The following is a 24,685-nucleotide window of genomic DNA, read 5'->3' on the forward strand; positions in this document are numbered from 1 at the left end:
GTGTCCGGCCATGGGGTTCTCCTTCTGGTGCAGGGTGGTGGGTGGGCTGGGGTTCAGAGCGCGGTGAGCAGGTGGTGCATGCGGTCGCGCTTGGTGGCGAGGTATCGGGCGTTCTGCTCGCGCGCCGGCACTTCGGCGCTGCGGATCGAGCGGACGCGGATTCCGTCGGCCTCCAGCGCCGCCGCCTTCACCGGGTTGTTGGTGATGAGGTCGACCTCGGTGAGGCCGAGGCGGCGGAGGATGCCGGCGGCGTCGGTGTAGAGCCGCGCGTCCACGGGCAGGCCGAGGTCGCGGTTGGCGTCCACGGTGTCCGCGCCCCGGTCCTGGAGGGCGTAGGCTCGCAGCTTGTTGAACAGGCCGATGCCGCGACCTTCGTGTCCGCGCAGATACAGCAGGGTGCCGCCGTCGCGGGCGATCGCGGTGAGGGCGGCGTCGAGCTGTTCGCCGCAGTCGCAGCGGTGGGAGCCGAACACATCCCCGGTGAGGCATTCGGAGTGGAGGCGGACTGTGGCGCTGGGGCTTCCGTCGGCCCCGGGGGCGCTGATGCGGTCGGGGCCGTCGGCGGTGAGGGTGAGGTGCTCGCCGCGCTCCGTCTGCCAGGCGCGGGCGGTGAACGTGCCGTGCGGGGTGGGCAGGTCGATGGGGTCGCTGGCGGCGATGCCGTCAGAGCAGTCGTCAGCTCCCTCGCCGCGACCGTCGGCGGCACCGTCGGGGTCGTCGGCGCCGTCGGCGCTCTGCGGCCGGCCGACGGATGCGGCGTGCCCATCGAGCTCCTCCAGCAGGCCGCTGGCGAGGATCTGCTCGATCGTGATGATCGCAAGGCCGTGCTCGGCGGCGAACGCGGCGAGGGCGGGCGCGCGCATCATGGAGCCGTCGTCGTGGACGATCTCGCCGATCACCCCGGCTGGCCGGAGCCCTGCGAGGCGGGCGAGGTCGGTGGCGGCTTCGGTGTGGCCGGGGCGTTCGCGCAGACCGCCGGGACGAGCGATCAGCGGAACGAGATGACCGGGCCGGATGAGGTCGGAAGCCTCCCCGGTGACGAGGGTGCGGGCGGTGAGGGCGCGGTCGTGCGCGCTGATGCCGGTGGTGGTGCCGTGGCGGGCGTCCACGGTGAGGGTGTAGGCGGTGAGCTTCGGGTCCTCGGAGTTCGGCACCATCAGCGGCAGGCCGAGTCGGCGTGCACGGCCCGGGGTGATGGGGGCGCAGAGGTAGCCGGAGGTGTGGCGGACCATGAAGCCGATCTGCTCCTCGGTGGCGAGTTCGGCGGCGAGGATGAGGTCGCCTTCGTTCTCGCGGTCCTCGTCGTCGAGCACAACGACGGGTCGGCCGGCGCGCAGCTGGTCGAGGGCATCGGGCAGGGGCGTGAGTCGGAGCGTCATGCGCGGGCCTCCTTCGGGGCGTCGGCGGGTGCAGCGGTGGAGCGGTCGCACGCGGATGCTGGGGCGGGCCGCGCAGCGGCGACGGCGAGGAGGCGCTGGGTGTACTTCGCGATCGCGTCGGTCTCCACGTTCACCCTCGTGCCGACGGATGCGCGCCCCAAGGTGGTGGCGCGCAGCGTCTCGGGGATCAGCGCGACCTCCGCGAAGGGCTCCGCAGCGCCCGGCACGGACACCTCAGTGATGGTGAGGGAGACGCCGTCCAACGCGATCGAACCCTTCTGGGCGATCTGTCCGGCGAGGGCCGACGGGATCTGCACCCGCAGACGGCGCCACTGCCCCTCGTCGCGGCGGTCCACGACCATCCCGACCGCATCGACGTGGCCCTGCACGATGTGCCCGTCGAGCCGGTCGCCGGCGCGGGTGCAGCGCTCCAGGTTGACCTCGTCACCGACTCTCGCACCGCCGAGCGTGGTGAGGGCGAGGGTCTCCCCCATGACGTCGGCAGTGAACAGCGCTGTGGCGGCAGGGCCCGGGTCCGCGGCGTCGGTGGTGGCAGCGGACTCTCCGGGTGCGTGCTCGGGAGCGGGCTCGGCCAGGGCGGTGAGGCAGACCCCGCTGACGGCGAGCGAGGCACCGTGCTGCAGATCCGCGATGAGGTCCGCGGGTGCCGACACGGTGAGGCGGGTGAGGGAGCCGCCGAGGTCGCGGATCTCGACGATCCGTCCCTTCGCTTCAACGATTCCAGTGAACATCAGGCGTCCTTCCGGTCGGGGGTGCCCGCGGTATCGGCCTGCGGCGCTGCAGGGCGGGGCCGGGCGTGGATGGTGACGGTGGTGCCGTGGATTTCGGGCGCATCAGCGTCGAAGTCCAGGCGGTCGGTGAGGGTCGACGGGGTCAGGCCAAGAACACTGGGCCGGCCTGCGCCGAGGAGCGTCGGCTCGATATGGACCCACAGGTCATCGATGAGGTCCGCGGCGAGTGCCGCCCCGATGAGGGTGGGGCCGCCGTCGATCAGGAGATGCTCCACGCCGTGCTCTCGGCGCAGCTGCGTGAGCGCAGCCGGCAGGTCGCGGGTGGCGAGGTGGACGAAGCGCCCGTCGGCTCCGATGACGGCGGACCCCTCAGGCACCGGGCGCTGCCCGATCACGACGCGCAGCGGCTGGTGCGCAGCGTCGCCTGCGGGGGTGCGGGCACTCAGGCGCGGGTCGTCCGCGATGAGGGTGCCGGTGCCGACGGCGATCGCATCGACATGCGCGCGCAGTCGGTGCCCGGCGGCGCGCGCTTCGTGGGAGGTGATCCACTGGCTGGTGCCGTCGGGAGCGGCGGTGAAGCCGTCGAGGGTCTGCGCGATCTTCGCAGTGACGAAGGGCCGCCGTTCGAACTGGGCACGCATCCACCGGTCGTTGAGCCGCTGCGCATCCGCGGTCAGCGAATGCGCCGCAGCCGCGTCGCCGGGGGTGCGGCCGTGGTCGGTGTGAGCGACGGCGTCGACCCAGGTGAGGGCGGTGATGCCGTCGGCCCGCAGCAGGTCCGCTCCCCCGCCGGCCCGTTCGGTGGGGTCGGCGTGGGCGAACAGGCAGGCGGTGACGCCGGCGTCGATCAGGCCCCGGGCGCACGAGGGGGTGCGGCCGCTGTGGGCGCACGGCTCCAGCGTGACGATCATGATCCCGCCGCGGGGATCGTGGCCGGCGGCGCGGGCGCGGTCGAGGGCGTCGGCTTCGGCGTGGGGCGTGCCGGCGCCGCGGTGCCAGCCCTCCACGGTGTCGCCGCTGGGCAGAATCAGGAGGGCGCCCACTCGGGGGTTGGCGCTGCGTGGTCCCTTCTGGGCGAGTCTGATCGCGCGCGAGAACGCCGCGGCCAGCTCGGTGCCTGGAAGGGATGAGAGGAGTTTCCCGCTCATCGGTTCCTTTCACGACACCGGGCGCGGGAGACGGACGCTCGCCATGAGGGCGCGCGCCAGTTGTGTTCCTCCCATCCAGACTGTGACTGTCGGCACCGGAATTCCACCGGTCAGGCCAGCTCAGCGGTCCCGCGGGTGCGGGCCGTGGAGCCGGTTAGCGGGCTGTCACCGCCAGTTCGGAATTCCACCGATTCCCGGAACAAGTGCGTCCAGTGTAACCGAGCGCATTCCGGATCACATGCGCGACCAGCCGAGAGTGGACGGCCCGATCGTGGGCGTCCAGCCGGTCTCATTGAAGAACCGCAGGGACGACACCCGCAGGGAGCGCCGCTGCACCTCGAGGCGGGGGCTGAGCGCGAGCTGCGCGATGTCGTTGAAGAACCGGGCGGGTTTGTCCGCCTTCGCTTCGCGGCCGAGGTCCTTCGCCCAGCGCTCACGGCGGATCGGCTCCCCGCCCACGTTGTAGAACCCGGAGCGGGCCTTCAGGGCCGCGGTGAAGGCGCGGCCGGCGTCCTGGTGGTGCAGCAGGGTGATGTAGTCCGACGGCTTCCCCAGCAGCACCGGGGCCCCATCGCGCACCTTGCGCAGGGTGTCCGTGGTGGCGGGGTCGCGACCGTACAGCTGGCCGAGCCGCAGGATCACCGCGGAACGGCCTCGGTTGGCGAAGTCGACCGCGGCGCGCATCTCGGTGACGCGGGCTCTGAACGCGGAGCTGCGGACGTTCAGCGCCTGGTCCTCACCGATCCAGTCATCGCCGTTGTCGGGGTACATGAACAGGGAGGACTCCTGGATCAGCTTCGAGCAGCCGGCATCAGCGGCGGCCTGAGCGATCGCCACGGACGCCTCCTGATGGAGACGGTCGTCCTCACGCCACGCGAGGGGTCGCAGCGCGGTCATGCCGACGGGGATCTTCGCGAGAGTGTTGATGACGACGTCGTGCCCGCGGAATGCGCGGGCGAGGTCGGAGGCGCTGAAGACGTCGGCGACGACGGGGCGGGCGCCGCGTCCTTCGATGATGGGGATGCCGCGCTCCCGGCGGGTCACACCGGTGACCTCGTGGCCCTCCGCAACCAGAGCTTCGACTGCTTCCTGGCCGAGCACGCCGGTGGCGCCGGTGACTGCGATCCTCACAGGAGTCTCCTCGGTTCGTCGTGGTGAGCGGGGGGGTGGAGACCAGTCTATGCGAGCCGGTCACCTGCACCTGGGGCCCATCCGTCCCGAACGACGGGCCGACGGGTGCCGCGATGTTCGATGCGTCTCACGAACACCCGCTCGGCTTCCCCATGGACCATCAGGGCGTGTAGTGTCTTTCGAGTACCGCACAGCGGGACAGGCGCCATTAGCTCAGTTGGTTAGAGCAACTGACTCTTAATCAGTGGGTCCGGGGTTCGAATCCCTGATGGCGCACACTGCATGGGAAGGCCCCGTCGGATCACCGGCGGGGCCTTCTGCATACCCGCCCCGCCCACTCGCATTGGTACGGTCGCTGCGAGGACGAAAAGCGCGGGGCCCCGTCGACCCCGGAGAACCGCCCCGGTCAGGCGCGCTGCACTGCCTCGTCGGATGTGGTGATGCGGGCGACGTGCAGAGCCAGATACGACACCTCGTCCGCTGTCAGGCTCTCGCCGAAGCGGAGGCTCACGATCGACGCGAGCTGCTCCGCCACGCGCACCGCCTCGGGATAGGCGTCGCGGATCGACTGACCGATCACGGAGGACACCTCCTCCAGCTGTTTGCCCTGCTGGATGCGGGCGAACAGGTACCGCACGTGCGTGATGAAGCGGGCTGTGTTCACCGTGGACTGCTCCAGCTCCACACCGAAGCGGCTTTCGATCACGGCGAGCATCTGCTGGATCACGCCCGTCATCCGGTAGGTGAAGGCGAGGTCCCCCTGATGCGCGAAGCTCGCGTTCACCAGGTGCAGCGCGATCGCCGTCTCCTCCGCCTCCCCCAGTGGGTCATCCACCTGGTCGTTGACGAGCCGCAGGATCGTCCGAGCCCGGTCGAGCTCCTGCGGGTAGAGGGCCCGCACTTCCGGCTCCAGCGGGTAGGCCGGTTCGTCGTCACCGGAGGCGCGGCGAGCAGCGACGCCCGCGATGTGGTCCGCGATCGCGACCACGAGGGTGACGGACTGGGCGAGCTTCTCATCGACCTGCCGCAGTGCGTTCAGGACGGCCCGGGCGATACCGGGATGCAGCTCGGCGAGCAGCTGCGCGAGATGGTCGGGGTCGCGTCCGTCGGCCGGCACGAACGTCTGGGAAATCTTCGCGGGGTCAACCGCATCGCCGGGGCGGGCCCGGAAGCCGAGCCCAGAGCCGGTGAGGATCACGGCGCGCCCCGACGGATCGCGGGAGAGCACGATGTTGTTGTTCAGCACGCGCAGAACCTTCATCGCACCCTCCCGCTGATCATGGATGTGTCAGACTCCCGACACTCTACTTCGCCACGCGGATCACCGCGTCACCGGCGCGGGCGGCGGAGCTGACGACGGGCTCCACCGAACCGAGCGACGCGGTGTTGGTGACGGTCATCAGGGTGGTGGCGGGGTGGCCGGCGCGGCGGACCGCGTCGAAGTCCACCACGGCGAGCACATCCCCGGCGTGCACGGACTCGCCCTGCGCCACGCGGACGTCGAAGCCGTCACCGCCCATGTGCACGGTGTCGATGCCGATGTGGACGAGCACCTCGACGCCGTCGGCGGTGCGGATGCCGTAGGCGTGACCGGTGGAGGCCACTGTCATCAGCTCACCGCCGACGGGCGCGGTCACCTGCACGGACCCGGCGTGCGCATCGGGTTCGATGCCGACGCCCTCACCGAGGGCGCGCGAGGAGAACACGGCGTCATCCACGTCATCCAGGGACAGGACCGCGCCGTCGAGCGGGGCGCCGATCGTCTCCGTGGGCCCGTCGGCCCGTCCGCTGGCAGCAGAACCACCGGCAGTCTGGGCGCCGACGGAGCCCTCCGCCGAAGGTTCCGAACCGGCGGCGTGGGAGCCGGCCGCAGCGGCCGCACCAGCGCCGGCGGCACCGGCTGGGAGGGGCGCGCCGGCACCGACGAGCTCACGCTCATCCGCCGTCGGGACATCGCCGCGCTCTGCGGCTTCAGCGGCGTCGCGCTCAGCGATCGCCGCAGCGCGCTGCTCCGGCGTCATGTAGTCGGTGAACACGATCAGCAGCATCGCGGTGAAGAACGCCGCGGCGATCGCGATGATGTACACGAGCGCGGGCGAGAACACCGGGATGGTCAGCAGGGAGGTGAACACGAAGGTGGAGGCGTTGACACCGCCCGGCAGGCCCACGATCAGACCGCCCACAAGGCAGCCCACGAGCATGCGCGGGTAGATCCGCTTGAACCGCAGGTGGATGCCGTACAGGGACGGCTCGGAGATGCCGCCGAACAGACCGGCCGCGAGCGCACCCGTGGAGGTCTGCCGCATCACGCGGTCGCGGTGACGGATGGAGAGGATGAGGACGCCGGCGGTGGCGCCGAAGCAGGCGAAGTTCCATGCGCCCATGGGGCCCTGGATGAAGTCGTAGCCGAGGGTGTTGATGTTCTGCAGCATGAGGGCGTTCAGCGGCCAGTGCAGGCCCAGCGGCACCAGGAACGGGTAGAGCAGCGGGATGAGGATGGCGAACACGATCGGGGCGTTGCCGTTCAGCCATGCCAGACCGGTGCCGAGGCCGGAGCCGAGCCAGATGCCGAGCGGGCCGATGAGGAACGCGGTCACCGGGATCATGATGATGAAGCTGAAGAACGGCACGAACACCATGTGCACGGAGCTCGGGATGATCCTCTGGAACAGGCGGTACACCAGGAACAGCAGCGGCACCATCATCAGCGGCACGAAGACCTGGCCGCCGTAGTCCTGCAGCTGCAGCGGGATCCCGGCGATGTTCGCCACGCAGGACTCGGTGCCGAGCGTGGCGTTGGTGGTGCAGATCGTGTCGGCGAACCGTTCGGTGCTCTTCAGGAGGATGTATTCGGGGGTCATGACGGCGGCCATGACGGCGGCGCCCACCCACGGGTCGATGTTGAGTTTGCGGGCGGCGTTGTACGCCACCATCACGGGCAGGAAGTAGAACACGCTGCGCCACATCGCATCGACGAACACCCAGGTGGCGGACTTGTCATCGGCGCGGAAGTCGACAACCCCGAGGGCGTCGAGCACGGCGGTGAACGCGATGATGAGGGAAGCGCCGAGCAGCACGCCCAGCAGGGGGCGGAAGGAGTCGGAGAGGTATTCGAAGAAGCTGTCGAGCCAGCCGAAGCGGCCGCGGGGGCCGCCGGCGCGGGCCTCGGCCTTCACCTCGGCGTCGGTCTTGGGGCGTGCGGAGGAGGAGTCGCCGAGGAAGCGGGTCTCGGGCAGACTGATGATGTCGTTGTACATGCCGCCGACGGCGCCGCCGATCACCACCTGGTACCGGTCGCCTGCCTGTGGGACGGTGCCCATCACGCCGGGGACCGTGTCGAGCACGGACGCGTCAGCCTGGGCTGCGTCCTTCAGCTGAAACCGCAGGCGGGTGGCGCAGTGGGTGAGGCTGATGATGTTGTCGGGGCCGCCCACGCCCTCGACGATCTGCGCTGCTGGTGAGCGCGTCTGCTTCGTGGACATCGATGTCCCTTCCTTCCGACGTGTGGCGAGGCACCGCGTTAAATGCGAAAAGACCCGAGACGGGCACAGTGGTGCTGTCTCAGGTCTTGCCTCGGAGGAGTAACAATCCTGCGCTGACTATAGCAGGGGCTCAGATGCCCGGCGCAGGGACGTTGGTCACCGAGCGCAGGAACGCCTGGGCGGGGGCCGACGGGCTGCTGCCGCGCCAGACGGCGCGGATGGTGCGGTCCAGTTCGTCGCCGCTGATGAAATCGGCCTCGACTTCCACGAGGGTGCCGCACTGCAGGTCCTCGAGCACCACCAGTTCGGACAGGACAGCGGGGCCGCCGCCGGCGAGGACGGCGGAGCGGACGGCCGCGTTGGAGCCGAGTTCCACGATGGACTGCAGCACGGCCTCCTCCCCCAATGCCTGCTGGAGGGTGAGTTTGGTGCCGGAGCCGTCCTCGCGGGTGACGAGGCCTTCGGCGAGGATGTCCTCACGGGTGATCTCGGTGCGCTGCGCCCATGGGTGGCTGGGCGGCACCACGATGGCGAGGCGGTCGCGGGTGATGTCCTCAGTGGACAGGCGCGGGTGGACCGACGGGGTCTCCACGAAGCCGAGGTCGGCGCTGCCGCGCTGGACGTCGTCGAACACCCGGCTGGAGTTGCGGACCACGACGGACACGGTGATGCCGGGATGGGCGGGCCGGAATGCGGCGAGCCAGCGCGGGATCATGTGGTCAGCCACGGTGTTGGAGGCGGCGATGGCGAGGCTGCCGGTGGGGGCGGCGGCGATGTCCTCGAGGGTGCGGGCGTGGTCGCGGGCGGCGTCGAGGAGCCGGCGGGCGGTCTCGGCGGCGCGCTCTCCCGCTGGGGTGAGGCGAGCGCCGCGGGGATGGCGCGTGAGCAGCTGCGCGCCGAGGGAGCTCTCCAGGGCGCTGATGGTGCGCGACGCGTTGGGCTGGGCGATGCCGACATGGCGGGCAGCGGCCCCGATGGAGCCGAGTTCGCGCACGGCGGCGAGGAGCTGGGCGGTGCGCAGGTCGGGCAGATCCGGAAGCATACGCCGATGATATGCCCCCGTGCGGGGAGCATGCCTACCGGAAGCGACGCGAGCGGCGAAGACTTGTCCCCATGTCCCGACACGCATCGACCCCCCAGACCCTGACCGCTCCAGCCCCCGCCGCCACCCAGGCGCCGGCCACCGCACCGGCACCGGATCCGGGCCCGCCCCGCGGCATCGGCGGGCTCATCCCGGGCATTGCCCTGTGCGCCGCCGGCATCGCTCTCGCGTTCGCGATCTCGACCGTGACGGGCCCGATCAGCGCACTGATGATCGCCATCGTCCTCGGCATGCTGATGCGCAACACGATCCGCGTGCCCGACCTGGTCGAACCCGGGATCGCGTTCAGTGCGAAGCACCTGCTGCGAGCCGGCATCGTGGTGCTCGGCCTGCAGCTGGCCATCGGCGACATCCTCGCCCTCGGGTGGGGCGTTCTGCTCCTCGTGGTGGCGGTGGTCGTCATCGGCCTCGCCTCCTCTCTCGCCATGGGATCCATGCTGGGGCTCAGCCGTCCGCATTCCCTTCTGATCGGCTGCGGCTTCTCCATCTGCGGCGCTGCTGCTGTGGCGGGCGCCGACGGCGTCATCCAGGACAAGAAGGAGGAGGAAGTGGTCTCCGCAGTGGCGCTGGTGGTCGTGTTCGGCACGATCATGATCCCGCTGCTGCCGCTGATGGCCTCCGCGATCGGCTTCACCACCGACCAGACCGCGATGTGGGCCGGCGCCTCCGTGCACGAGGTGGCGCAGGTCGTCGCCATCGGCGGCGCCCTCGGCGGTGCCGCCCTCGGAGCGGCCGTGATCGTGAAGCTGGCGCGTGTGCTCATGCTCGCCCCGGTGATGGCCGGCATTGCGATCGTGGAGCGCCGCCGCCTGCGCCAGCGCGGGGCCGACGCGTCCGCGACCACCATGCCGCCGGTGATGCCGATGTTCGTGGCCCTGTTCATCGTGGCTGTGATCCTGCGGTCGATCCTGCCGATGCCGCAGGGCCTGCTGGATGCGGCGAGCCTCGTGCAGACCCTGCTGCTGGGTGCCGCGATGTTCGGCCTCGGCGCCGGCGTCAAGCTCAGCATGTTCCGCCGCCTGGGCCTGCGCCCGGTGATCCTCGCCCTCGGCTCCACTGTCGCGGTGACGGTGGTGGGCGGCCTCGGCGCGGCACTGCTCGCCTGAGCGCCGCCGCCCCATGATCTCGAGCATCACACGCGGTGATCTGGTCAGTGCCGCCCAGCGTCTGCTTCGCCGTCACTTGTCACCTCATCGCCGACGAAGCCGCCGGGTGTGATGTTCGACCTACCTGCCTGTGGCCCCGGTTCCGAGTGGCGCCGGGGCCGCGAGGGCGATAGGGTGGTCTCCGTCGCTTCGGCGATGACCTGTTGCCTCAGCGGTCACCTGCTGTGAGCAGCGAAGCGCCATTAGCTCAGTTGGTTAGAGCAACTGACTCTTAATCAGTGGGTCCGGGGTTCGAATCCCTGATGGCGCACCACCACGAGAAGCCCCGTCGGAAACCCGGCGGGGCTTCGTCGTGTCACCGAGCAGGCCCATGCCCTCAAACAGGTCACCTACCGAGACCTGGAAGTAGCGAGCAGCCGCTTCAACCTCGGATGCCTTCCACGACGAGTCCCCACGAAGCTTTGCAAACATCGGATTCCGACTGACACCGATGTGCCGCGCCAGCTCCTCCGTGCGAACCCTGCGCGCCGCCATGAGCGCTTTCACCGCTGCCGAGATCTTGTCATCGGTGGTTGGCCAATATTCCTCAACTGCACTACCCATACCCCAAAGGTAGCGCCAGAGACCTCCGGCTTCTACAACAGCCCCTCTAATGGTTGCGCTCGTACTCTTTTTAGTACTACTGTGGTCCGCATGAGTACACAGGCGAGACTTGCAGACGTCCTCCTTCGTGAAGCTGGTCATGGGGGTCTGTGGGAGTGGGCGATGGATCAGCGGCGGTCGGTGACTCCGGCGCCGTGGGATGACGTTGCTCAGCGCCTGGTGCGGGAGACCGATGGCGAGGTTCAGGTCCGCGGTCAGATGTTGCGCCGGTGGGTGCAGCGGGCTGAGCAGGACAGAGCTCGCGATGGCAAGAGCTGAGGGGATCAGTGATGTCCGCGATGAGTGACGAGCAGGAGTTTCGGCAGCTTCTGATAGCTGCTGCCGCTGACCCTGCGGGTTGGTCATCTCCTGCTGGCGAAGCGCTGGCGCACTTTCTGACGCGGGTGCTGGAGCCTAAGAGTGCGACCACTGAGGGCGCGGGAGATTGCGCTGCTGAGGCGGTTTTGGTGATCTCGGGTCGCGGCGGTCTGGCGGCTTCGGCGGCTCGGATTCTGGAGATGGATGCACCGTTGGGGTTCGTGATTAAGAGTGTCAGTCTCAATGTGGACCGCGCGGCTCTTGCGGAGACGATGGGCGTGGGATCACGCCAGGTCGGCGCGGGGGTTCAGCGTGTGCAACGGTTCAGTGAACTGACCGCAGATGATGGCCCGGCGCTGGAGTCGGTGTCGATGGCGTCCGCGTGGGCACCTGCGCGGGGTGAGGGGTCACCGGAGTCGGCGGCCGTGGTGCGTGAGTTCGCCGCGGTGCTGATTCAGCGGTTTCGGGTGCGCGCTGCTGTTGTGGCGCGCTGCGTGGAGGTGGCGGCTGACACTGCTGTGGATGGTGAGCGAGGTGTGGGCGCTACGGCGTCTGTGACCCGTCGGCGGCTGCGTCGATTCCTGGAGGCCGGTGAGCACCTGCGTGAGGTTGGGCTGTCTCGTGAGCGTGCGGCCGCGATGGCGGGGCTGCTGTTCGGTACTGAGCGCCATCCTGAGTGGTCCCTCCTGAGTGAGTGCGCGCATGCGCGGCGCGCTGGTCGCGCTGTGAAGGTGTCCTCGTGGCATGAGCGTCAGGCCCGGATTGTGGCCGCTCGGCCGAGTGGCTTGGGGCGCTCGGTGGGTGTGCAGCCTGCTCTGTTCGAGACGAGTGAGCGTGCGGGGCGGGCGGTGCTGCGTCGTGTCGCGTGAACCTGTGCAGCAGAAGAGCGCCGGCCCGAGTCGGCGCGGCGCTCTTGAAGCTGCGGGAGATGAGGATCAAAAGGTTTGGCGGCCTTCCTCGATCTCCACTGACCTAGTTGTCCTCAAAACACAAACAAGGAGGTCGCTCTCATGGTACGGCCGGGAGTGAGTGAGGCGCAAGCATTGGCGTGGTCGCTGGCCGCGGGGCTGGCGGGTCGGTCGCGGGTTCGTGTGGCGCGGTTCAACGGCCGTCGTGGTCGGTGGGAGTACCCGCGGACGCGCGAAGTTGATCTGACGGCTGATGTTCCGCGGGAGCCTGCGGCGGTTCTCCTCTACAACTCGCACGGCTTCTGCCGGACGCTGGCTCTTGACGTCGATGTGGAGGGGTCTGAGGGCGCGGCGCTCACTCACCGTCTGGTTGCACTGCTCCAGCGGTGCGGTGGGTCGGTCATTGTGGACCGCTCCCCTGCCGGGCGCCATCACGTCTATCTGCCTCTGCGGGATGGGCTCAGCGCGGTGGACGCCGCTGAGCTGGCTCGCGCTGTTGCGCGTCGTTTCCCTGGGGTGGATGCACAGCCCCACGTGACCGGGGCTGAGTCGGGCTGCATCCGGCCGCCTGGCTCGGTGCACAAGCGCGGCGGTTTCCAGGAGCTGGTGACGGACCTTGATACTGCGCGCCGCGTCCTGCTGGTGCGAAACGGCTCAGACGTGCTCGGGGCGCTGAGGCGCGTTCTGAGCGAGGAGATTGCCCAGATTCGGCGAGACCAGATGGCCCTGGCGGCGCCTGCTCCGGTGGATGCGGTGGACAGTGTCGATGCGCTGCCTCTGGGAGGGCAGCGGGTGCTGTCTGAGCGAATGGCGCGCCTGGCTCAGTCGGGGGCTTTCGAAGAAGCGGGGTACCGCTCTGCATCCGAGGGCCGGATGGCGGTGATCTGCGCGGCCGCGCGCGCCGGGTTGGACTTCGGCGGGATCGTTGCGCGGATGGAGGACGGTCGGTGGCCGGGTCTGGCGGCGATGTTCCACAACGTCAGTGGCGACAGGCATTCCCGCCTCGGAAAGGAGCTGGTGAAGGCTCAAAAAATTGTGGCTGCTACGCCGCGGCCGACGTCTGTCCGTCAGTGCAACACAAGCGCGGCGTTCAATGTCACGAGGGGGGCAGGCACTGGTCGTTCAGCGCGTGAAATTGAGATTGATGAGCATCGGTTCATTCGGCGTTGGCGTGCGGTGCTGGCTGAGGTGGAGCGGTCGGAGTTTGCTGGTGCCCGGGGGGTGCATGTGCGTTTGCTGTTGCGGGCGCTTGCGGCGGCTGCTCATCAGGTTGGCTCGCGTCATGTGTCGTTTGGGGTGCGGTCGTTGTCGGTGTCGATGCCGGTTGATGCGTCCACGGTGGCTCGGCTTCTGGAGGCTCTGAGGGAGTCGGCGGACCCGTGGATTGTGCAGGTGAAGGCGGCTGAGGGCGTCGAGGCGGATGTGTACGAGCTGCGTATCCCTGAGCGGCATCGAGCGTTGGCTGAGCGTGTGGAGCTGCCTGCTGGAAAGGTTCATGCGCTGCGGCCCGTGTTCGTGGAGCTGGGTGCTGCTGCGGCGCTGGTGTTCGAGGCGATTGAGCGTGGGGCGTCGTCGGTGCTGGAGGCGTCGCGTCGGTCGGGTATCTCGCGTTCGACCGCGCACGAGGTGGTCGGCATGATGCGGTCCTGGGGCCTGGTTGAGATCGAGCGAGGACGGCTGGTTGCCCGACCGGACCGGCTGGATGTGGTTGCTGAGCGTGTAGGGGCTGTCGCGGTGGTGGCTGAGGTGATTCGTCGGCATCGTTATGAGCGAGCTCTGTGGCGGGCGTGGCTGTCCGGCGCGCGTGGTCAGGAGACACAGGCGTGGTGGGTGCATGTGTTGGAGGCGGGGCCACCTGATCGGTGGGCGGTGGCGTAGCTGTCGTGGCGCGCGGGCTTGTGGGGACATGAGTCAGCGTGCCGATGCGGCAAGGAGCGTGTCATGTGGAGGTTGAAGCAGAAGCGGGTCATCATCCCGGCGGTGGTGGTCCTGGTGATGATCGTGGCTATCGTGGGGCTGTCTGTGCTGGGCCGGAACAGCACGGTGCCTGCGGAGGAGCGGGTGGATGTGCGGCCCTCGGCCACACCGTCAGCGGGGCCGGTTCCGACGAAGAAGGGGAGTGACCCACAGACCTCTGACGTGACCTCGCTGGTTCCTCTGCCGCAGACCGATGACCCGGCGGAGATGGCTGCCAATGTGACGCGGATGCTGGGGTCCACGGACGCCGAGCGGTTTGAGCAGGATGACTACGCGCGGGTGTTGGCTGAGGTCTCCCCTAGTGATGCGCCAGGTATTCCTCAGGCGCAGTGGGCTGATGCGACGACGATGTTGGCGCTGTCGTGGGAGCCGTGGGAGGAGCGTCAAAAGCTTGGTGTGGCTGATGAGTTTGAGCCGACCCGGACCAAGGTCGCCAGCGATGATGGCTACGTCCAGGAGCGCTTCTTTGGTGGCGAGGAGCCGTCTAGTGAGGAGCAAAAGAAACTGGCGAAGTGGCTGGAGGGTCAGGAGACCACGGTGGTGACCGTGCAGGGCAATCTTCAGCGGCAGGCGACGGCGAAGGATGGGTCGCGTCGGCAGTGGGACGAAGGACCGGTGGAGTGGGTCGTGGTGCTGTCGTGTGAGAAGGGCGCAAGAACGTGCACTGTGCTGTCGGTGGAGATGACGGGGAAGGTGAAGTCCAATGGCAATGGCTGACGTGCTGCTTCCGGCTGCGCCCGATTCGGCGCAATCTACGGGGATCAAAGACTGCCTGTTGTCAGCTGACCCTGTCGCGTGCGGGGCAGTTGAGACGGCGAAGACGGCGGCGAAAATCTCGGCTAATGACAATGTGCAGCTTGCGAGCGAGGTGCTGGAGAAGGGGCCAACTCAAGCCGTCACCGACCGAGCAACGGCTGCCGCGGAGTCGAAGTTTCAAGAAGCGCTGTGGGACCTCGCGCAATCGATCGTCGATGGGACTCAGTACTTCTTCCGTCTCATCATGAACCTGCTGATCCACACGACTGAACCTCAGGTGGACGGGCAGTTCATCTACGACATGGGCGGGCGCATCTTCTTCATCGCGCTGCCACTGATCATCCTGTTCGCCATGCTCCGAATCTGCGTGGAGTCGTTTCGAGCACGGAGCCTCGCCGGAGCTCGGGGTGCAGCGTTCGGGGCCGCCGGTTCACTGATCGGGACACTGGCGCTGTTGCCCCTGACCCATCTGGGAGTTCGTGCGCTCGATAGCGTGGCCACGGGGTTGCTGAATGCCACGTTGACGGACGTGGACTCCTTCGTGGACCGGATCATGGGCGCTGTGGTCTCCGTGGGGACCGTCATTGGAAATCTCTCCGCGGGGCAAGATGTAAGTGGGCCGGTGAAGGGGTGGGAGGTACCCGCGGCCGGAATGCTCGTGACGGCGATCATCGCGATCATCTCCGCGCTGCTTGTGCTGATGTCGTGCGTGATCATCGGACTCGCCCTGGTGACCCGTAACGCGCTGCTGTATGTCGTCATCGTGGTCGGGCCCATCTGTCTAGCCGGTCTCTCATGGGGACCGACTCGACGGTGGGCGTCCACGTGGACCGGGTGGCTGGTGGCGTTGCTGTTCACGAAGCTTGCTATCGCGGTTGTGATGGGACTGGGAGTTCTCGCAATCATCGAGCCTGGCGTTGAGGGAGGATCGTTTGTGCTGCCGGACCTGGCCACGATGCTCTCGGGCATCATGATGCTGGTCATTGCCGCGTTCATGCCGGTCGCGTGCTTCGCCTTCTTCGGATGGATGGGTGAGGCGTCTGTGGCGGCGATTAGCCAGGCCGGACAGGCCGCTCAGTCGCGCCTTAGTCGCGTCCCGTCATCGGCGGTCGATGTGTCTCAGTCCGCTGCAAGTCGAGCGCGGTCGGCGCTGCGTGATGGTGACGGTGGCACCGTGTCCAGCGGGACCGGTGGAGGCGGTGAAGCTGGCGTGTCCGGGACTGTTGGCGGTTCAGGGGCCGGTGCTGCCGGTCAGGCTGCTGGTGGTGAGGTCGCGGCCGGTGGGGCGGCCGCCGCTGGTACCGGCGTAGGCTTGGCGGCTGTGGGCGCTGTTGAGGCGGGTAAGGCCGCTGTGGGCGCGGTGCAGGAGACAGCGAAGGAAACTCAGTCTCAGGTCCGGGAAGGCGTCGACGAGGGCACGAGCGCGGGTGCGCCCGCGGGTGACGGCTCCAGTTCTTCGGAAAAATCTCCTGACGGCTCCGGGCACTCAGCAGCCGCTACTTCGGACCAAGACCCTGACTACTCAACTGCCTCTGACGCTGCGGCATCGTCTGGATCGGATGCCGTGGTTCCGCATGATGACTCGATGATGGCGGATGAACCATCACTGGCGGTAGAGGATTCCACGGCCGGGAATGGCTCGGTCCTGCCTACGTCGGTAGCGGTGAGCGAGGAAAGCACCGCTCAGGATGGAGGGGCGAAGCATGACTGATCCTCTGGTTCCCCGTGGTGACGCTCTTCCGGCGGGGTCTCGCGACCTACTAGAGTCCATCGCGGGCACCGCGGCGAATGCCGCTCTCATCTTGGCAGTGGTGGGGGTCGTCCTCGGCGCGGTGATGGCGGGAATTGGCACGGTTTCGAGCCGCCCGCAGATGAGTCAGTCCGGGTGGTTCGCGGTGGTGGGAGCTGCGTGCTCTGCGGTCGTCGCGGCCGGTTTGAGCTTGTTCGTAGCGTGGCTGGGCGATCGAGCGTTCACGTTGTGGATTAGCTGATCCGGGCAGATTGAGACCGGGGCCGTTACTGGATTTCCAGTGGCGGCCCCGTTGTCGTGCTCACGGCGCTTGTGGGGTCAGGTGCTCCGGTGCAGGGCCGGACCACGACGTGAGAGGACGCGAACCATGGTCATTGCAGAGAACTTCGATCCCGGCGTTTCCCCAACGTGGGACGCGCTGCCCAGCGGCGTCAAGACGTTTCTGACGGACGTTGCCGGAACCATCATGAATATCGGCCTGATTGCCGCGGTGATTGTGCTCATCGCCGGGGTCATCGTCTGGGGCGGTGCGTCGCTGTCGAACCGGCCGGGCGTGGCTGCGATTGGTGTGAAGGTCGTGGCGGTGTCGGGCCTGGTGGCGATTCTGTGCGCGGGGTCAAACGCGCTGATCACGTTCTTCGCGAATCAGGCTCCGTCGATCTTCTCCTGACTCACCCTGACTACTGACCTGAGGAGGACTTCATGTCTGCGGAACCTGTTCAGCGGCGGCTGACGGCTCGGTTTCCTCGGCGCTCTCAGCGTGGAGTGATTGCGGGCATCACCGGTGTGCAGCTCGGCCTGTTGGGGGCTGCTCTCGTCTGCACCGTTGCCGGTTTGTGGCTGGGGCGCGCTGGGATGGCTGTCCCTGTGATGGTTCTGCTCGGGGTGGCTCCGACGTGGTGGACGGGTCGCCCGCTGGTGAGCTGGGTGCCCTACCTCGGTAGGTGGGTGATGAGGGGCGTCACGGGGCAGCGGATGTACCGTGCCCGTCCGTTGGCTCCGCGGCCCGCGGGAGCGCTAGGGCTTCCTGGTGATGCAGCTCGGCTGCGGGTGCTCAGTGATGCTCTCAGTGGTGCCGGTCTGGTGCATGATCCGACGAATCGAACGCTGACTGCGGTCGCAAAGGTGAGCGCGGCGGATTCGTTCGTGCTGGCTGAGAGTGAGCGACAGGATTCCGTCGCGTCTGCCTACGGGAGCGTGCTGGCGGCGTTCTGCGAGGATGCCGGATCGGGTGTAGATCGGGTGCAGGTGTTGCTGCGTGCCATCTCGGATTCGGGTGAGGAGGTGCGGTCGCACTTTGCGGCCGAGGGGACGCCGGATGTGTCGCCTGCTGCGCATGAGCTGTATGGCGAGTACCTAACGGCTTCGCGTGTGCGGTCGGTGCGCCATGAGGCGTGGGTATCGATTCGGCTCAAGATGACGGCGCGTGGAGTGGCAGGGAGTGTGCGCGCCGCTGGTGGCGGGGTCACGGGCGGCGCTGAGGTGCTGCGCGAGCGGATGCAGCACCTGCGGTCGCGGCTTGGTGATGCTCAGGTCACCTTCGACGGGTGGTGCTCTTCGGGAGATATTGCCGTGCTGGCGCGTACCGCGTATGACCCGGCTTCGCTCGCTGAGCTGGAGGCTCACCCTGAGGTCGGGCGGTCACTGGCTGGTGCCGGACCGCTCGCCGTCGATGAGGCTTTCACCTACTTCCGCACAGAGTCGGGTTATCAGCGGGTGCTGTGGGTCGTGGAGTGGCCTCGGAAGCAGGCGACCGCGGGGTTCCTCCAGCGGCTGGTGATCGCGCAGATTCGCCACACCTTCACGATGGTGTATGAGCCGATCCCGACGCGGCGCGCCATTAACACCGCGCGTGCTGCCTCGACGGCGGCGGAAACATCGCGCATGTGGGAGCGAAAGTCTGGTGCTATCGACACGAAGGAGCGCCAGCGTGAGCGTCAGGCATTGGAAACGGAAGAAACAGCGCTGGAGGAGGGGCACGGCGCTATGCGGTTCGCGGGGCTGGTGACCGTCTCCGCTGATGATCTTCAAGAGCTGCGCGTAGTGACTGATCAGGCTCGCACTGCGGCTGCTCAGTCGGGGTGTGAGCTGCGGATTCTAGGTGGGGAGCAAGCGTCTGCGTTCATCGCGGGTGCGCTGCCGTTCGGACGGGGGCTGTGATCATGGAGAAGTCAAAGCGTCGAGTAGTGACAGCCAGTGCCAGACGGCTGTCACGGACTGACTGGCGTCTGATGCGCCGTCGTGAGCGTGAGCTGATTGCGGAGGATCAGAAGGCGAAGGCGGCTGAGCGAGCTCGGGTTGCTCGCGAGGAAAGGGCTGCGTGGAGGTCTGAGGACTATTTGCCTGCTGCCGGGGAAAAGGGGGCGAAGGCTCTGCGGACCTCTCGGTCGTTCCAGGCTCAGTCCCACCGCGCACATACCGGCATTCTGGGGCTCACGTACCCGTTTCTGGCTGACCCGGGTCTCGGTGCTCAGGGCATGGTGATTGGTCAAAACCTGCTGGGCGGCGGGGTGTTCAGCTTCGACCCGTTCAGTGCGTATGAAGCGGGTGTCTTGGATGACCCGAACATCATCTGCTCTGGAAAAGTGGGGTCCGGCAAGTCCACGTTGAACAAAGCTCTGACCACGCGCGGAGCGGCGTTTGGGTATCGGGCGTACTGTCCCGCTGATGTGAAGGGTGAGTGGACTGCGCCCGCCCGTGCTGTGGGTGGTGCAGCGTTTGAGATCGGCCCCGGTGGTGCGGATCGGATCAATGTGCTCGGCACCCCGATCCAGCGCCCCGCGTCGTTCAGCGAGGAGGATTGGGAGGAGACCACTCGCAACCGTCGGGCCATGCTGTTAGAGGCGATTACGGAGCGGCTGATGCCGGAGGGGCGGGAGCTGACTCCCATGGAGTCCAGCGCTCTGCTGTATGCCCTCACTCAAGTGCTGCGCCGTGATGCTCAGGAGCCGGTTCTGGGTGATGTGGTCCATGAGCTGTTCAATCCGCAGAAGGATGAACGTGATCGCGTGCCTGAGGGGTTCACGCGCATGACAGAGGTGCGGGACCACTCACAGGAGGTTGGTCACGCGCTGGCGAAGCTGACTCAGGGAGCGCTGGGAGGAGTGCTCAACGGCAAGAGCACCGTGCAGTTTGATCCGTCGCTGCCGATGCTGACCATTGATGTGTCCCGCCTGGATGGAAACCGGCTGCTGGATGTGGTGATGACGTGCACGTCCTCATGGATGGAGTCAGCGCTTCAGGATGGCACTCATCGGAGGCGGTTCATGGTGTACGACGAGGGGTGGCGGATTTTCACTCAGCACTCGTTGCTCGCTCGGTTGCAGCACAACTGGAAGATTGCGCGTGGCTGGGGCATCTCCAACGTGCTGGTGTTCCACTCCTTCGGTGACCTGGAGACTGCTGGGGATGGTGGGCAGGCTGCGCGGGCTCTTGCGCACAACCTGGTGTCTGATTCGTCCACGGTGATCTCGTTCAGGCAGTCGGGGCGTGCTGTGGGGCCGGCTCAGGAGATGTTGGACCTGACCGATACGGCTGCGGGTCTGCTGACTGATCTGCGCAAGGGGCAGGCGCTGTGGCGCATTGGGCGGCGGCAGTCGCTGGTGCAAGTGACGCGGACTGCGCGTGAGGCGGCGATTTTCGATACGGATGAGGCGATGGTGAAGCATGGCGCGGCGTGACACTCGTGGAGAGATGAGGCGGCGCGCTGGTGGCTTCGAGGTGGTGGCCCCGTTCGTTCTCGGGATCGTCGCCGCGCCGGTGGCCCTGGTGTGGGCCGCTGGGTTTGTTGCGGCGGTCGTGCAGGGGCGTCGGTACTCTGCCGGACTGGGGCAGGCAGTGCAGGCAGTGCTGAGCCCGGGGCGCGCGGGCGAGCTGCTGGGCGTGGGGCCTACCGCGCTGGTGTGGACCGTGGTTGCGGTGCTGCTAGTGCTGCTTGGTGGTCTGGTGCGGGTCGGGTGGAGAACCGTGGCCCGTCAGCGATCAGCGGCGGCCCGGGAGATCGGCCGGGAGCGAGGGCTTCCGGATCGATCTGAGGTCGCGCGCCAGTATGGCGCGCGACAGGTGCTGAACCGGCACCGTCAGATCAGGCCGGATTTTGAGGCCGGGCGGCGGCCGCGTGTTGACGATTTCGCGTTCTGGGATGGCGTGAGCCAGGGGGTGAGGACCTACACGACGTTTGAAACTCCTACGATGCTGATCGCTCCGTCGCGTGTGGGTAAATCGCAGTCGATCATCGGCCCACGAATCGCTCAGGCTCCTGGAGCTGTGCTGTCGACATCGACGAAGGCTGAGATCGTGCGGATGACATGGGAGCTGCGCGAGCAGACAGGTGGTCCCATGATGGTCTGTGACCCGGAGGGTGTAGGAGAAGAAGCTGGTCTGCCGAGCGGAGTGTCCTGGTGCTTGTGGTCTGGCTGCGAGGACGTGAGTGAGGCGCTGGCGCGGGCGCGTGTGCTCGCTTCCAGCGGCGGTGAGGGTGTCAAGAATGCGGGGTTCTGGGAGGCCACCACGAAGCGGGTCATGGCTCCCCTGCTTCACGCTGCCGCCGTCGATGGGGACGTGACGATGGCACAGTTCCAGAGCTGGTGCTTCGATCCTAAGAACGCCCTGGATGCTGTGGAGATTCTGCGGGACACGCGCGGGGCCGCGGACTTGGCCTCCATGTTGGTGTCCGTGGTGGAGATGGACGACCTGGAGACACGCGCGAACATGTGGGCTCCGGTGTCCAACGTGGGGATGGCACTGGTTGAGCGGGGCGTCCGTCGGACGTTTGGCCCTGGTGGCGATCAGTTGGACATTGACGCATTCCTGCGTGAGGCCGGAACCATCTACATCCTGGGCCAGGACGGCGGCAATGCAGCTCAGCTGATCCTGACACTCGTGGATGCTGTCTGGCGGGCGATGGTACGGCGGGCCAACGGCGCGCCGGGCGGACGGATGGAGCCGCCTGCACACATGAGTCTTGACGAGATCGGCAACATTGGTCGGCTGCCGGAGCTGCCCCGCATGATCAGTGAAGGCGGCGGCCTGGGTATCCAAACGACGGCTGGGTTCCAGTCACTGGCACAGGCAGCTCTGCGCTATGGCCAGGACGCGGCGAAGGCTATGTGGGAGTCCGCTACTCAGCGAATCGTGCTGGGTGGTGTAGACGATGACCCAGTGCTGACGTCCATGTCGCGAGCTGCGGGTACTCGAACCGTGGTTCAGGAATCGGTGTCGAGCTCACGACGAGGTGAGGGCGTTGGGCGCTCCTACTCGGAGCGAGAAGAGCAGGTGCTGGAGAAGCACCAGATTCAGACCATGCGGCGAGGGCTGGGCTGCGTGATTGAAGCGGCGAAACCTCTGATCGTCGTGAGCTTTGAGCCGTTCTTCCGTCGCTATGACAAGCAGGTGAAGCGGCTTCGTCAGCAGAAGCAAGAAGCAGCCGCTGAGCGGCTGACCGGAGTGTCCGATGACGTCCCGACGATGAGTGGTGGTGATGAGTGATGGCGCGTCAATCACGAGAGGAGTATCTACAGGAGCGCGCTCAGAAGGTTGAGCAGCTGTCGAACGACATGGCGGACCGTGTGCAGAGCCTGGCGACCGGCGAAGATGCGGTCGCGCTGGTCAGCTTCGTAGCGCGGTTCCGCTCCCGCTCCCCCAACAACGCGGCGCTGATCTACTCGCAATATCTCGGCCGAAGGGAGCGCGGGGAGTCGGTGGAGGAGCCGTCGTTGCTAGCTGGGTACAAGCAGTTTCAGGAGATGGGGCGTCAGGTGCGCCGCGGTGAGAAGGGCTACCAGATTCTGGCTCCGGTCACGGCGCGGTTCGCGTCGGCAACTCCGGATGATCCGTCATCGTGGCGGCGGCTGACTTACCGAGAGCGGCCCGCCGCGGGTGAGAAGGTCGAACAGAGGATGGTGGGCGTGAAGCCTGCCAGCGTCTTCGATATCTCTCAGACCGAGGGGCCTGACCTGCCGTCTCTGCCCACGTGGAGCCCCAACACCCAAGGTGTTGTGCCCGATGGTCTGATGGACGCGCTGAGAGCTGAAATCGAGCGAGAGGGATTCTCCCTCACCATCACGGACGGACCGTTGCCGAGCGGTGCTGAAGGACTCACGCGCTACAAGGATCAGGAAGTGACGATCAACGGTGCCCGCGGTGAAGCAGAGACGGTGGCGACCGCGCTTCATGAGCTTGGTCATGTGAAGATGCATCACCCGAAGATTGAAGGGGCTCGTGCACTGCCTCGGGGGCAGCGCGAGTTCGAAGCGGAAACCTACGCGCATGTGCTGGCGAAGCTGCACGGGTTGGACACCACTGAGTCCAGTACTGCCTACGCCGGAGGGTGGGTGCTGGGCACCACCGGTGCGGACCAGGAGACGACGGCAGAACTGAGCGCACAGGTGGTGACCCGGGTAGCAACGGCGGTGAACGCAACGCTCGACCGGCTGCCTGCCGGGGCAGTAATTGCGACCGGGGCACTGCCGTCAAAGGATGATGTGAAGCAGGAAGCAGCGTCTTCACCGGAACAGCAGCGAGTGAAGAATGCTCTGCGCATGGAGGCCCGAGCGCCCGCGCGGATTCGCGATGAAGAACCGGTTGCTCCCAGTGCAGCGGTTCGGGCGAAGGCACGCCGGTGAGGCGCGTCCGGGCTCATGCGGTAATCGGGCGGCAGCGCGCTCGGCATCGCCACCGCTACCGCGCGTACATGCAGTCACCGCTGTGGTGGGAGCGCCGCGCCCGCTGGATCGAAGAGGAACAGAACCGGTCCGGTGGACGTGTCCGGTGTGCTGTCTGTCAGGGGCCGTGGGTCGACCTGCACCACATGAGCTATGAGCGGATGGGACGTGAGCGTCACTCGGACCTGGTGGCGCTGTGTCGAGCGGACCATGACTGGGTGCACGCTGCGTACGACGCGGGCCGATGGCGCGGCATGGATTACGAAACAGTGATGTGGCGGTTGCTTGCCGTAGCGCGCCAGAAGAGAGGAGAGCCGGATGTACAGCGTTGACTTCTCGGTCGGAATGGTCGATGACGCGGGCACTCCGGCGGTGCCCGCGTCGGCTTTAAAGGGGGCGTCGGCCGCTGGCTGGGTTCGGGTACCGACCACGAAGTGGGGCGTTGATCATGACGATCTAACGGCTCGGGCGAATTTCGAGGTTCTGGAAGCTAGCTGTCCTCATGTGCTTCGAATGGTGGGTGACGAGTGGCGCTGTCTGCTGATCCACACCGATGACCAATCGCACCTGGAGTCGTCATGGTGGGAAGCTCTGCGCGAGGGGCGCGTCATCAGCGAAACAGCGACAGCGGGCCTGGTTCGTCGTTCACTGGCACGGCGAGTGGCGGACGTCGAGGGGCCTGAAGCGCTGGAGGCTCTGCCGGAAGTTCTAGTGCGGCGTGGATTGCGGAAAACAGCGCTGCGCGTCCTTACGAGGTCCCTGGAGAGTGAAACGGTGCGGGCGTACCTGACGCTGGCGGCCGTGACGTACCCTCTGCCGGTGGTGCGCGCGGTCACAGTGGAGATTCCGGCACACGACGTCGTGGTGGACCAGCTTGTGGAGGCGGTGGCGGCGCGGCCTGAGATACTAGAAACACCCTTGGGCGGTGCCGCGAATTGGGATCAATATGAGAGGTGGCTGCGCAATGGCCGATGATCAGAACCTGGATCAGTTCCGCGATCTGGAACAGGAAATCGAGCAGACTGACGATACCGAGATGGCTGAGCTTCCGCATCCGGTCGATTGGATGGCTCTGTCGGTCCACGAGTGGGGCGATGAGCTGGATCGGCTGCGCCTGTGGGTTGCTCAGATGACAACCGAGTGGGCTCTTCCGTCGTCGGTGATCCTGCCCTGCTGGGAGCAGCACCCTGATCTGGTGCAGCTGTGGAGCGCGGCCCGCGATTCCTACGACACCCTGTACCACGAGATGCAGCCAGGGACAGGACCTATCGACTTCCATCGCTACTTCTCATGGGTCAGGCAGGAGGTCGCTGCCATCACGGGGACGTTGCGGTGCACGACGGATGAGCACGTTGCACCCCGTGTCCAGAGTTGGGCACGCGAGATCGCGGAGGAGGGTGAGATGAGCCGTGAGTTCGCGGCGCAGAGCGCCCGTGTCGATCTCGCTGTACAGAACCATTTGGAAGCAGGACGGGGCGGGGGATCGATGAACGTCGTGTTCGTGGATTTCACGCGGGGCCGCTGAAATGAGCCAGAAGGTCGCTATCCCGAGCCGATGGGAAATTCAGTTTG

General features: G+C 67.1%; 19 protein-coding genes, 2 tRNA genes and 1 riboswitch. Of the genes, 14 read left to right on the top strand and 7 right to left on the bottom strand.

The genetic code is table 11. The annotated features are described in order from the left end of the window. Positions 1–53: 53 nt before the first annotated feature. From ribB to MHY20_RS08865, 4 genes are all read right to left on the bottom strand, one after another. Positions 54–1,379, bottom strand: coding sequence for a 3,4-dihydroxy-2-butanone-4-phosphate synthase (gene ribB / locus MHY20_RS08850; RefSeq protein WP_239376253.1), 1,326 nt, complete (start codon positions 1,377–1,379; stop codon positions 54–56). Continuing rightward, positions 1,376–2,131: a riboflavin synthase gene (locus MHY20_RS08855; protein WP_239376255.1), complete on the bottom strand. Its 756-nt coding sequence runs from the start codon at positions 2,129–2,131 to the stop codon at positions 1,376–1,378. Before MHY20_RS08855 ends, ribB begins: the two co-directional genes overlap by 4 nt. Further along, positions 2,131–3,279 (bottom strand): dihydrofolate reductase family protein, encoded by a 1,149-nt coding sequence (locus MHY20_RS08860; protein ID WP_239376257.1) that lies wholly within the window; start codon positions 3,277–3,279, stop codon positions 2,131–2,133. Before MHY20_RS08860 ends, MHY20_RS08855 begins: the two co-directional genes overlap by 1 nt. Positions 3,280–3,338: 59 nt before the next feature. Then, positions 3,339–3,485: riboswitch (FMN riboswitch) on the bottom strand. 28 nt (positions 3,486–3,513) lie between these two features. Beyond that, entirely contained in the window at positions 3,514–4,410 is an 897-nt protein-coding gene (locus MHY20_RS08865) for an NAD-dependent epimerase/dehydratase family protein (RefSeq protein ID WP_239376259.1), read from the bottom strand. Positions 4,411–4,612: 202 nt separating this feature from the next. On the opposite strand from MHY20_RS08865, the gene MHY20_RS08870 reads away from it, so the two are divergent. Next, positions 4,613–4,686, top strand: a tRNA-Lys gene (locus MHY20_RS08870). A gap of 130 nt (positions 4,687–4,816) precedes the next feature. Here MHY20_RS08870 and MHY20_RS08875 read toward each other — a convergent pair. From MHY20_RS08875 to MHY20_RS08885, 3 genes are all read right to left on the bottom strand, one after another. Further along, positions 4,817–5,671: a PRD domain-containing protein gene (locus MHY20_RS08875; protein WP_239376261.1), complete on the bottom strand. Its 855-nt coding sequence runs from the start codon at positions 5,669–5,671 to the stop codon at positions 4,817–4,819. A 43-nt stretch (positions 5,672–5,714) separates the two neighbouring features. After that, a complete protein-coding gene (locus MHY20_RS08880) occupies positions 5,715–7,892 on the bottom strand; it encodes a glucose PTS transporter subunit IIA (RefSeq protein WP_239376263.1) in 2,178 nt (725 codons plus the stop codon). A gap of 130 nt (positions 7,893–8,022) precedes the next feature. Continuing rightward, the gene (locus MHY20_RS08885; RefSeq protein ID WP_239376265.1) at positions 8,023–8,934 is read right to left on the bottom strand and encodes a LysR family transcriptional regulator; all 912 of its coding nucleotides are present in this window, start codon (positions 8,932–8,934) and stop codon (positions 8,023–8,025) included. A gap of 71 nt (positions 8,935–9,005) precedes the next feature. Here MHY20_RS08885 and MHY20_RS08890 point away from each other — a divergent pair, with 71 nt between their 5' ends. From MHY20_RS08890 to MHY20_RS08950, 13 genes are all read left to right on the top strand, one after another. Further along, complete coding sequence (locus MHY20_RS08890; RefSeq protein ID WP_239376267.1) at positions 9,006–10,100, top strand: putative sulfate exporter family transporter; 1,095 nt, start codon at positions 9,006–9,008, stop codon at positions 10,098–10,100. 236 nt (positions 10,101–10,336) lie between these two features. Continuing rightward, a tRNA-Lys gene (locus tag MHY20_RS08895) sits at positions 10,337–10,413 on the top strand. Between the two features lie 628 nt (positions 10,414–11,041). After that, a complete protein-coding gene (locus MHY20_RS08900) occupies positions 11,042–11,929 on the top strand; it encodes a hypothetical protein (RefSeq protein ID WP_239376269.1) in 888 nt (295 codons plus the stop codon). A gap of 615 nt (positions 11,930–12,544) precedes the next feature. Beyond that, positions 12,545–13,846, top strand: coding sequence for a helix-turn-helix domain-containing protein (locus MHY20_RS08905; protein WP_239376271.1), 1,302 nt, complete (start codon positions 12,545–12,547; stop codon positions 13,844–13,846). 63 nt (positions 13,847–13,909) lie between these two features. Then, the gene (locus MHY20_RS08910) at positions 13,910–14,662 is read left to right on the top strand and encodes a hypothetical protein (protein ID WP_239376273.1); all 753 of its coding nucleotides are present in this window, start codon (positions 13,910–13,912) and stop codon (positions 14,660–14,662) included. After that, the gene (locus MHY20_RS08915) at positions 14,649–16,412 is read left to right on the top strand and encodes a type IV secretion system protein (RefSeq protein WP_239376275.1); all 1,764 of its coding nucleotides are present in this window, start codon (positions 14,649–14,651) and stop codon (positions 16,410–16,412) included. Before MHY20_RS08910 ends, MHY20_RS08915 begins: the two co-directional genes overlap by 14 nt. 406 nt (positions 16,413–16,818) lie before the next feature. Further along, the gene (locus tag MHY20_RS08920) at positions 16,819–17,121 is read left to right on the top strand and encodes a hypothetical protein (RefSeq protein WP_239376276.1); all 303 of its coding nucleotides are present in this window, start codon (positions 16,819–16,821) and stop codon (positions 17,119–17,121) included. A 32-nt stretch (positions 17,122–17,153) separates the two neighbouring features. Next, the gene (locus MHY20_RS08925; RefSeq protein ID WP_343217747.1) at positions 17,154–18,611 is read left to right on the top strand and encodes an SCO6880 family protein; all 1,458 of its coding nucleotides are present in this window, start codon (positions 17,154–17,156) and stop codon (positions 18,609–18,611) included. A 317-nt stretch (positions 18,612–18,928) separates the two neighbouring features. Next, positions 18,929–20,131 (top strand): ATP-binding protein, encoded by a 1,203-nt coding sequence (locus MHY20_RS08930; protein WP_239376278.1) that lies wholly within the window; start codon positions 18,929–18,931, stop codon positions 20,129–20,131. After that, positions 20,118–21,938, top strand: a complete 1,821-nt coding sequence (locus MHY20_RS08935) for a type IV secretory system conjugative DNA transfer family protein (RefSeq protein ID WP_239376279.1) — start codon at positions 20,118–20,120, stop codon at positions 21,936–21,938. The genes MHY20_RS08930 and MHY20_RS08935 overlap by 14 nt, the downstream gene beginning before the upstream one ends. Beyond that, positions 21,938–23,074 (top strand): ArdC-like ssDNA-binding domain-containing protein, encoded by a 1,137-nt coding sequence (locus MHY20_RS08940; protein ID WP_239376280.1) that lies wholly within the window; start codon positions 21,938–21,940, stop codon positions 23,072–23,074. Before MHY20_RS08935 ends, MHY20_RS08940 begins: the two co-directional genes overlap by 1 nt. A 357-nt stretch (positions 23,075–23,431) precedes the next feature. Next, entirely contained in the window at positions 23,432–24,088 is a 657-nt protein-coding gene (locus tag MHY20_RS08945) for a hypothetical protein (protein WP_239376281.1), read from the top strand. Further along, positions 24,078–24,638: a hypothetical protein gene (locus tag MHY20_RS08950; protein WP_239376282.1), complete on the top strand. Its 561-nt coding sequence runs from the start codon at positions 24,078–24,080 to the stop codon at positions 24,636–24,638. The genes MHY20_RS08945 and MHY20_RS08950 overlap by 11 nt, the downstream gene beginning before the upstream one ends. Positions 24,639–24,685 lie beyond the last annotated feature (47 nt).

It is taken from the genome of Helcobacillus sp. ACRRO (assembly GCF_022347125.1).
Classification (GTDB): Bacteria; Actinomycetota; Actinomycetes; order Actinomycetales; family Dermabacteraceae; genus Helcobacillus; species Helcobacillus massiliensis.